Annotated in this window: 8 protein-coding genes; 1 reads left to right on the top strand and 7 read right to left on the bottom strand. The window is 39.0% G+C overall.

The features are described from left to right. The 7 genes from ACQR30_RS05775 to ACQR30_RS05745 form a co-directional block, all read right to left on the bottom strand. Positions 1 to 395 (bottom strand): 2Fe-2S iron-sulfur cluster-binding protein (locus tag ACQR30_RS05775; protein ID WP_429732580.1); only part of this gene is annotated, 395 nt, incomplete at its 3' end. A gap of 71 nt (positions 396 to 466) precedes the next feature. Continuing rightward, a complete protein-coding gene (nuoF, locus tag ACQR30_RS05770; protein ID WP_429732577.1) occupies positions 467 to 1,810 on the bottom strand; it encodes an NADH-quinone oxidoreductase subunit NuoF in 1,344 nt (447 codons plus the stop codon). Positions 1,811 to 2,093: 283 nt separating this feature from the next. Further along, entirely contained in the window at positions 2,094 to 2,597 is a 504-nt protein-coding gene (gene nuoE / locus ACQR30_RS05765; RefSeq protein ID WP_429732574.1) for an NADH-quinone oxidoreductase subunit NuoE, read from the bottom strand. Between the two features lie 56 nt (positions 2,598 to 2,653). Further along, positions 2,654 to 3,892, bottom strand: coding sequence for an NADH-quinone oxidoreductase subunit D (locus ACQR30_RS05760; RefSeq protein ID WP_429732571.1), 1,239 nt, complete (start codon positions 3,890 to 3,892; stop codon positions 2,654 to 2,656). Between the two features lie 20 nt (positions 3,893 to 3,912). After that, positions 3,913 to 4,599 carry a hypothetical protein gene (locus tag ACQR30_RS05755; RefSeq protein WP_429732568.1) on the bottom strand — a complete coding sequence of 229 codons (687 nt, stop codon included), beginning with the start codon at positions 4,597 to 4,599 and terminating at the stop codon, positions 3,913 to 3,915. A gap of 16 nt (positions 4,600 to 4,615) precedes the next feature. Continuing rightward, on the bottom strand, positions 4,616 to 5,128 hold the full coding sequence (locus tag ACQR30_RS05750) for an NADH-quinone oxidoreductase subunit C (RefSeq protein ID WP_429732565.1): 513 nt from the start codon (positions 5,126 to 5,128) through the stop codon (positions 4,616 to 4,618). Positions 5,129 to 5,148: 20 nt separating this feature from the next. Beyond that, the gene (locus ACQR30_RS05745; protein WP_429732562.1) at positions 5,149 to 5,739 is read right to left on the bottom strand and encodes an NADH-quinone oxidoreductase subunit B; all 591 of its coding nucleotides are present in this window, start codon (positions 5,737 to 5,739) and stop codon (positions 5,149 to 5,151) included. A 262-nt stretch (positions 5,740 to 6,001) separates the two neighbouring features. Here ACQR30_RS05745 and ACQR30_RS05740 point away from each other — a divergent pair, with 262 nt between their 5' ends. Continuing rightward, entirely contained in the window at positions 6,002 to 8,104 is a 2,103-nt protein-coding gene (locus ACQR30_RS05740; RefSeq protein WP_429732560.1) for a peptidylprolyl isomerase, read from the top strand. Positions 8,105 to 8,212: the final 108 nt, after the last annotated feature.

The following is an 8,212-nucleotide window of genomic DNA, read 5'->3' as shown; positions in this document are numbered from 1 at the left end:
TCGTAGGCCAAATCCTGCAAATGACATTCTCCGGCCTGGTCGCAAATAGGACAATCCAAAGGATGATTTATGAGTAAAAATTCAACGACCCCGGCACGAGCGTCTAACACTCTTTCTGATGTAAAGTTTTTTACCTCCATTCCATCCATGACGGTTGTACGACAGCTTGCGACCAGTTTTGGCATGGGGCGTGGATCTTTTTCCGATCCTTTACTTACTTCCACTAAACAGGTGCGGCATTTACCGCCACTACCTTCGAGCTTGCTGTAATAACACATAGCAGGTGGTGTAACTTCCGGGCCGGCTTGTCGCGCAGCCTGCAGGATAGTTGTTCCTGCCGGAACTTCTACCGTAATATTATCTATGGTAACTTTAAAAAGAGGTTGATCAGACATACAGTCAATATTTAAAAATAAAAAACCAAAAATGTCAATTGCCTTTATAGCTTAAGTAACATTTTTACTTTTTAATTTTGAATTAATAATTCATCCGCATAATGCGCCAATCCAAAATTTCTAATTTGCGCTTCCTCGGGATTTAATACATGCCATTCAAACTCATCCCTAAAATGCCTGATTGCTGCGGCAACCGGCCAAGCAGCTGCATCTCCTAAAGGACAAATCGTGTTCCCTTCAATCCTGCGTTGTACATCCCAAAGCAAATCTATATCTTCCAGTTTGCCTTTGCCGTATTCTATATTTTTCAAAATGCGCCACATCCAACCGGTGCCTTCACGACAAGGGCTGCATTGACCACAACTTTCATGCATATAGAAATGGGCTAAAGTCATCGTGTGTTTTACCACGCATTGGTCTTCATCTAAAACAATAAACCCACCCGAACCCAGCATAGAGCCTGTTTGGAAGCCACCATCAGACAGACTTTCATAATTCATCAATCTTTTCTCCCCTTTAGCCGTTGTCAATAGTAAGTTGGTTGGAAGAATAGGGACAGAAGAACCGCCGGGAATGCAAGCTTTTAATTTTTTCCCTTTAGGAATGCCGCCACACCACTCGTCACTATAGATAAAATCTTCAACAGAAAGGTCAAATGGAATTTCATAAACACCGGGCTTATTCAAATTACCACAGGCGGAGATTAATTTCGTACCCGTAGACTTTCCTACGCCTATTTTTCCATATTCTTCCCCACCCATATTGATAATGGGGACAATCGCTGCTATAGTTTCTACGTTATTTACAACTGTCGGCCGCATCCATACACCTTGTATGGCAGGGAACGGCGGTTTGATACGGGGATTACCACGCTTGCCCTCGAGGCTTTCTATCAAAGCTGTTTCTTCACCACAGATATAAGCTCCTGCGCCACGATGTACGTATATTTCACAATCAAAACCGGAACCTAAAATATTTTTCCCCAAAAAGCCATTGTTTTTTGCTTCCCAAATAGCTTGTTCCAAAATTTCCGGAATCCAAGCATATTCGCCGCGAATATAGATGTAAGTCGCATTTGAGCCCAAGGCATAACTTGAAGTAATCAGGCCTTCGATTAAAAGATGGGGTAAAAATTCCATCAAATATCTATCCTTAAAAGTACCCGGTTCGCTTTCATCGGCGTTGCACACCAAATGGCGCGGAATACCTTCGGGCTTTGCCAAGAAGCTCCATTTTAGTCCGGTAGGGAATCCGGCCCCCCCACGGCCCCGTAAGCCGCTTTTCTTTACTTCTTCCACAATTTCTGTAGGCGACATTTTCAACGCTTTTTCTACACTTCGATAGCCACCGTGTTTGCGATAAGCTTCAAAAAAGCGAATCCCTTCTATATGTGCGTTTTCTAAAAGTAGTTTCATTATCAATTCAAAAGTTAATATTCAACGATTAAAAAAGAGGGCTTTTATTCTCTCTAATTATTTTTAAACCTCCTCCAGTCAATAAAATAAGTAACCGCGCCTCCAATTATTAGGGCCAAAACTAAAAGTGAAACAAAATGAGATTGCTCAGTCCATAACAAATATGTACCAGATGCCCATGCGATAAAAGCTATAACTAACGAAATTATTTTTATATTGATATTTCGTTTTGTGCATTTTATTTCAGGTGATTCATCATTGCAGCGACTCATATATTCTATTTTTAATTAACCTTCGCTTTCCCTTCTCTGCATTCTATAATCAATGCATCTATTTTTTCTTTAGTCAGATGTTCTTTATAATATTTCCCGAGTTGCATCATAGGCGCGTAACCACAAGCACCTAAACATTCGGTCGGTTTCAAAGTAAACATGCCGTCATGGGTAGTTTCACCCGGTTTTATGCCTAGCTTTTCTTCGATATATTTTATAATATCGTCGCTGCCATTGAGCATGCAAGGCCCGGTTTTACAAACCTCCAACAGGTATTTACCTACCGGTTTTGTATTGAACATCGTATAAAAAGTAGCGACTTCATAAACTTCGATAGGTTTTATCTCCAGTAAATCGGCTACATAATCCATTACGGGGACATCTAACCATCCACCGAACTCATCCTGTGCCAAATGCAAAAGAGGTAACAAAGCACTTTTTTGTTTCCCTTGTGGATAACGTGCGATGATTTCTTTTACTTTATTTAATTTTTCTTCTGAAAAAGCTATAGCCATTTTATTAAATTCAAAAGTTAAAGCCTCCATTTTTATTTTGGCTTTCTAATTCTTTATTATGCATCCATTTCACCGGCAATCAAATTCAAGCTACTCATTACAATGACAGCATCACTGAGCATTGCGCCTTTGGTGAGTTCTGAATAAGCTTGGTAATAGATAAAGCAAGGTCTGCGAAAGTGTAAACGATAAGGTGTTCTCCCACCATCACTAATTAAATAGAAACCTAATTCTCCGTTACCTCCTTCTACACTATGATATACTTCGCCTTTCGGTATTTCGGTTTCACCCATCACTATTTTGAAGTGATAAATCAGGGCTTCCATTTTTGTATAAACATCCGCTTTTTCAGGCAGATAATAATCGGGTGCATCAGCATGAAAAACTTCTGCTTCAGCTCCTTTAAATTCCTGTACTTTTTGATATGCCTGGTTAATGATACTAAGTGATTCCCACATTTCTTTGTTGCGAACCAAATAACGATCGTAACAGTCGCCCGTTGTACCTATAGGAACATTAAACTGAAAGTCTTCATAACTGCTATAAGGTGAATGCACACGTACGTCATAATCTACACCGGCAGCGCGGAGGTTGGGACCCGTAAAACCATAATTAAGTGCGCGTTCGGCAGATATAGGGCCGGCCCCAATGCAGCGATCCATGAAAATGCGGTTGCGTTGTGTAAGTGTTTCAAATTCTTTTAACGCTTTAGGATATTCTCTCAAAAACTTTTCGAGTTTCGTCCAGGCGGTATTGTTGAAGTTTCGTTCAAAACCTCCAATACGTCCGATATTTGTAGTTAAACGTGAGCCGCAAATTTCTTCGTAAATTTCATAAATCAATTCGCGGTATTCCATCAAATATAAAAAAGGGGTAAAGCCACCGGCATCTACGACCATAATAGAGCTACAAATCAAGTGATCGGAGATGCGAGCCAATTCCATAATGATTACGCGCATATAATCTACGCGTTTTGGCGTCGCTATTTTCAGCAATTTTTCGCAGGTCATATGCCAACCCATATTATTAATCGGGCTGCTGCAATAATTTAATCTATCCGTTAAGGGGGTTATTTGATATAGAGGTCTGCGTTCCGCGATTTTTTCAAATGCACGGTGAATATAACCCACGGTTTGCTCCGCCGATACAATACGCTCTCCATCTACCTCCAATATATTTTGAAACACACCATGTGTTGCCGGGTGTGTAGGTCCAAGATTTAGGGTGGTTGTCGTCTTCTCGATGGAACCATCTGGAAGCTTTATATTTTTCTCTGCTATGTATTCGTCTGCCATTTTTAAACTATATAACTATTTTATTTAGCCAATAAGTAACTTATGATATAGGATTTAACGCGATCATAATCCGGGAAAAGATTTTCATTTATTACCGGTTTATTAAATCTAGGTTTGTCTTTAGTGATTTCGGCTAAATATGCTTTAATTACGGGAAACATTTTTTTCACCTCTTCCTTTTTAGTCTTAGATGTTAAGAATCCTGGTTTCGGAAGAAAAGGGATTCTGATTAAACCCGAGTCTCCCATTTTTTTTAAAAAAAGCCTGCTCTTAATTAAAATCTCCGGTGCGCTATTTTCTGTTGTAATCACATCATAAAGAACTGATTTGCCATCCGAAGTCAGGTATACCTGGCTAAATGATTTTGCACCTAATGCCGGTCCCCAGTTTCCTAAACGCAAATTTATATTTGTATAAAGCTGCGGCAAAAAAATCTTATCCATTGCAGGCGCTCCTCCATTTTCTTTTTCTATTGGATACGAATATGTATTCCATAAAATACTATTATATCTAAAACACTTTAAACTATCAACGGGCCAAACATTTTTTCCTAAAATAGTAGAACTCAATTTGATCTTATCAATATCTATCTTCTTTATACCACAATAAACCGTATCTCCATCATTCTTTACAAAATACTCACCCTTCTGCTGCGCAAATAAATTCGCAGAAATTGAGACCAACACAATAAATAAAAATCCTCTCATAGAATCATTAAATGACTTAATTAAAACTCCCTCCCCTTCCAAACATCTCATCATCTTTGTCAATACGGGACTGGTCTTCTAACGGATATTCTTTACGCATGGGGAAATAATCCATTTCTTCTACATTCAAGACTCTTTTGAGATTAGGATGGTTTACGAAGTTTACTCCGTAAAAATCGTACGTCTCCCGTTCCTGCCAATTGGCGGACTCATATACTGCTGTTGCAGATTCGATATCGGGTCTTTCAATACTAATAAAACATTTGAACCGTATGCGGACATTGTCTACCAAATTATGTAAATGATAGACAATCGCCAGCTCGCGGTCTTTATTATCAGGATAATGTACAGCAGTTACATCAGTCAAAAAACGAAATTGCAAATCGGGGTCATCAAATAAAAAACGCAACAGTACAATATTATTATCTGCAGTAGTTTCAAAAGTCAACATGCCATAGGGCTCTTCAAAGTTGGTGACCTTCTCGCCAAACTGTGCAGTAATCTTTTGTTGAATAAATTCGTTTGTCATTATTTCGATTTCGATCAAAATTATTGAATATCATAGCTTCCCATCAAAGCCTTGTAATGTTCGCTGTTCCTGCGCCTTAAGCTTTCATTTCCCGCTAAATCCTGGATACGCATAAAGCCATCCAAAATAGCTTCCGGACGAGGAGGGCAACCAGGTACATATACATCTACGGGTATAACCTGGTCAATACCTTGTAAAACAGAGTATGTATCAAAAATACCTCCTGAGGAAGCGCAGGCCCCTACAGCCATCACCCAACGAGGCTCTGCCATTTGTAAATATACCTCTTTTAAAATTGGCGCCATTTTTTTGGCAATCGTTCCCATAACCATCAATAAGTCACATTGACGTGGAGTGAAAGCCATACGCTCCGCACCAAAGCGTGCCAGATCATAATTAGCGGCTGCTGTAGCCATAAATTCAATACCGCAACAGGAAGTAGCGAAAGGTAAGGGCCAAAGTGAGTTTTTTCTTCCCAAAGCCACAACTTTTTCCAGGTTAGTGGCAAAATAACCCTCGCCGTTTAGCCCATCGGGCATTTCGGCTAAGGCAATATTATCATGAATGTCGGGTTGTTTGGGATGTATGTTAAATCTTACAGGACGTGACATTATTTTCTCCTTTTCTTATTTTACACAATAATATGTGTAATGTTTGAATCACAAAATGAATCACAAATGTAGCTACACGCGGCAATATTAGCAACTTTAATCAAGTATTTGAAGAAAATTTTGGCTAACGAAAGTTAGTCCAGCTGCTGAAAAGAGGCATCTTTTTGGTAAAAAATAAAAATAACTTTTGCCGTACATTTGTTGCAATCATATATTCCGTTATTTTTGCCATCTTAAAAATTTGTAAAAGAAAGAAAATATTATGTCCATTATTCAAAAAATACAGGAGAAAGGTGCTTGGATAGTTTTTATTCTTATCTCCATCGCATTGATTGCATTTATTATGATGGATTATTCCAGAGGTGGAAATATGTTTACCAATACGACTACTTTGGGAACAGTAAACGGTGATAAAATTGCCGTTGCCGATTTTAATAAAAGAGTAGATATGGTAATGCAGATGCAGGGTAACAGCGCCACACCCCGTGAACAAGTTATGGCGGGAGTATGGCAATACTATGTGCAAACTGCCTTGCTGGACCAATCTTATAAGCAATTAGGTTTGGAGGTGACGCCAACGGATATGGATGCAGCGTTATTTGGCAATAATCCGCCCCAATTTTTGCAACAGTTTGTTAACCAACAAACCGGCCAATATGACGCAAATGCTGCCAGAAACGCTTTGGCTCAGGTAAAAAGAAGTGGAACAGAAGAGCAAAAAGCACAGGTGTCTGAGTTATTAGACCAGGAAAATGACCAAATTAGATTAACTAAATACCAATCCTTATTGGTGGGAGCGACTTATATTCCTTCTTGGCTGGCTCAAAAAACCTATGTAGATAATAACTCCATAGCAAATGCCTCTTTAGTTTCCGTTCCTTACACTTCCGTAAGCGACAGCGCTGTTAAGGTGAGTGATGCAGAAATAATGGCTTATGTAAATAAGCATAAAAAGCAATTTGAACAAAAAGAAGAAACACGCTCTATAGATTGTATCGCTTTTAGTGCATCACCAAGCGCAACTGACTCTGCCAACATTAAAGCCACTTTAAATGGGTTAAAATCAGATTTTATTGCGACTAAAGACAATGCTGCTTTTGTTGAATCAAAAGATGGCACTATTCCATATTATAACGGATATATCAATTCGAATCAAATGCAGTTTCCTGATAAGGAACAAATATTGGCTACGCCGGTAGATTCTATTTATGGTCCTTATATTTCTAACGGTAATTATGTTTTTGCCAAAATAGTGGGTAAAATGGTTGTTCCGGATTCAGTAAAAGTGCGTCACATATTAGTAGCAACAGCTCAACGTGATCCACAATCCGGCCAGTTTGTTCAGGTTCGTGATGACAGCAGCGCGCTTAAAAGACTAGATAGCGCCATTGCAGATATAAAGGCCGGTGCAAGCTTTGATTCAATTGCACAGAAATTTTCTGACGACGGCGGAAGTGCTGAAAAAGGTGGTGTGATTGATTATTTCGCATCTGGAACCATGATGCCTGAATTCAATAACTTTGCCTTCAGCGGTAAAACAGGGGAAAGTAAAATCGTAAAAACGCAATTTGGTTATCATTATATTCAAATATTGGGACAAAAAGGTTCAGCAGAAGGATATAATATTGCTTATGTAGGACGCCCTATTGAAGCTAGCCAACAAACAATTGATTCTGTGAATAATGTTGCGGCAGAATTTGTTGCTTCCAATCAAAATCAAAAATCTTTCCTGGAAAGTGCACAAAAGAAAAACATCGCTGTTCAACCAGTTCGTGATCTTAAAGAAAATGATTATCAAATAGGTTCTTTTGGTTCTAGCCGGGATATGGTTAAATGGGTTTATGCACATAAAGTGGGTGAAGTTTCTCAACCTATTGAGATAAACAATAGCTTTATTGTTGCTTCCATCACAAGTGATGCAAAACCGGGCCTACCTGATGCTGCAAGTGTTCGCCCATATGTACAAACAGTATTGATGAATCAAAAGAAAGCGCAGATTATTCAAGATAAATTTAAGGGCAATACTTTGGAAAGCTATGCAGAATCTACCGGATCAAAAATAGTAACCGTAGATAGTATTTCTTTCGAGGCTTCCTTTATTCCTAATATTGGTAATGAACCAAAAGTGGTTGGTGCCGCTTTTAATAAAGCGTTATTGAATAAGGTGAGTGCACCTATTGCAGGTAATAGTGGTGTATTTGTTATTGAACCTACCAGTGTCACTGCAAAGCCATCTTTGGATGGCGGGGCAGAAGCAGCAAAATCTACAATGAAACAAAGCTGGTTGCAACAAATTCAAGGTCATTTCATTAATGCATTGCAACAAAGTGCTAAAATTGAAGACTACCGGTCTAAATTCTTTTAATGGAAATTAGGCTTATGTGTTGACATAAAAAAAGCAAGTGAAATCTCACTTGCTTTTTCCTGTTTTGTGCGCTGAGACACCCAAAGGGGAAAATGGTCATTTTGGGTG

This window comes from Arachidicoccus sp. (assembly GCF_050436765.1).
Lineage (GTDB): Bacteria > Bacteroidota > Bacteroidia > Chitinophagales > Chitinophagaceae > Arachidicoccus.
The sequence above is the reverse complement of the archived record's forward strand: the minus strand, read 5'-3'. Positions and strand labels throughout refer to the sequence as shown.

Excerpts from the sequence above, each read along its gene's own strand:
- ACQR30_RS05740 (WP_429732560.1), top strand. The coding sequence starts at position 6,002 with ATGTCCATTATTCAAAAAATACAGGAGAAAGGTGCTTGGATAGTTTTT.
- ACQR30_RS05760 (WP_429732571.1), bottom strand. The coding sequence starts at position 3,892 with ATGGCAGACGAATACATAGCAGAGAAAAATATAAAGCTTCCAGATGGT.
- ACQR30_RS05750 (WP_429732565.1), bottom strand. The coding sequence starts at position 5,128 with ATGACAAACGAATTTATTCAACAAAAGATTACTGCACAGTTTGGCGAG.
- nuoE (WP_429732574.1), bottom strand. The coding sequence starts at position 2,597 with ATGGCTATAGCTTTTTCAGAAGAAAAATTAAATAAAGTAAAAGAAATC.
- ACQR30_RS05745 (WP_429732562.1), bottom strand. The coding sequence starts at position 5,739 with ATGTCACGTCCTGTAAGATTTAACATACATCCCAAACAACCCGACATT.
- nuoF (WP_429732577.1), bottom strand. The coding sequence starts at position 1,810 with ATGAAACTACTTTTAGAAAACGCACATATAGAAGGGATTCGCTTTTTT.
- ACQR30_RS05755 (WP_429732568.1), bottom strand. The coding sequence starts at position 4,599 with ATGAGAGGATTTTTATTTATTGTGTTGGTCTCAATTTCTGCGAATTTA.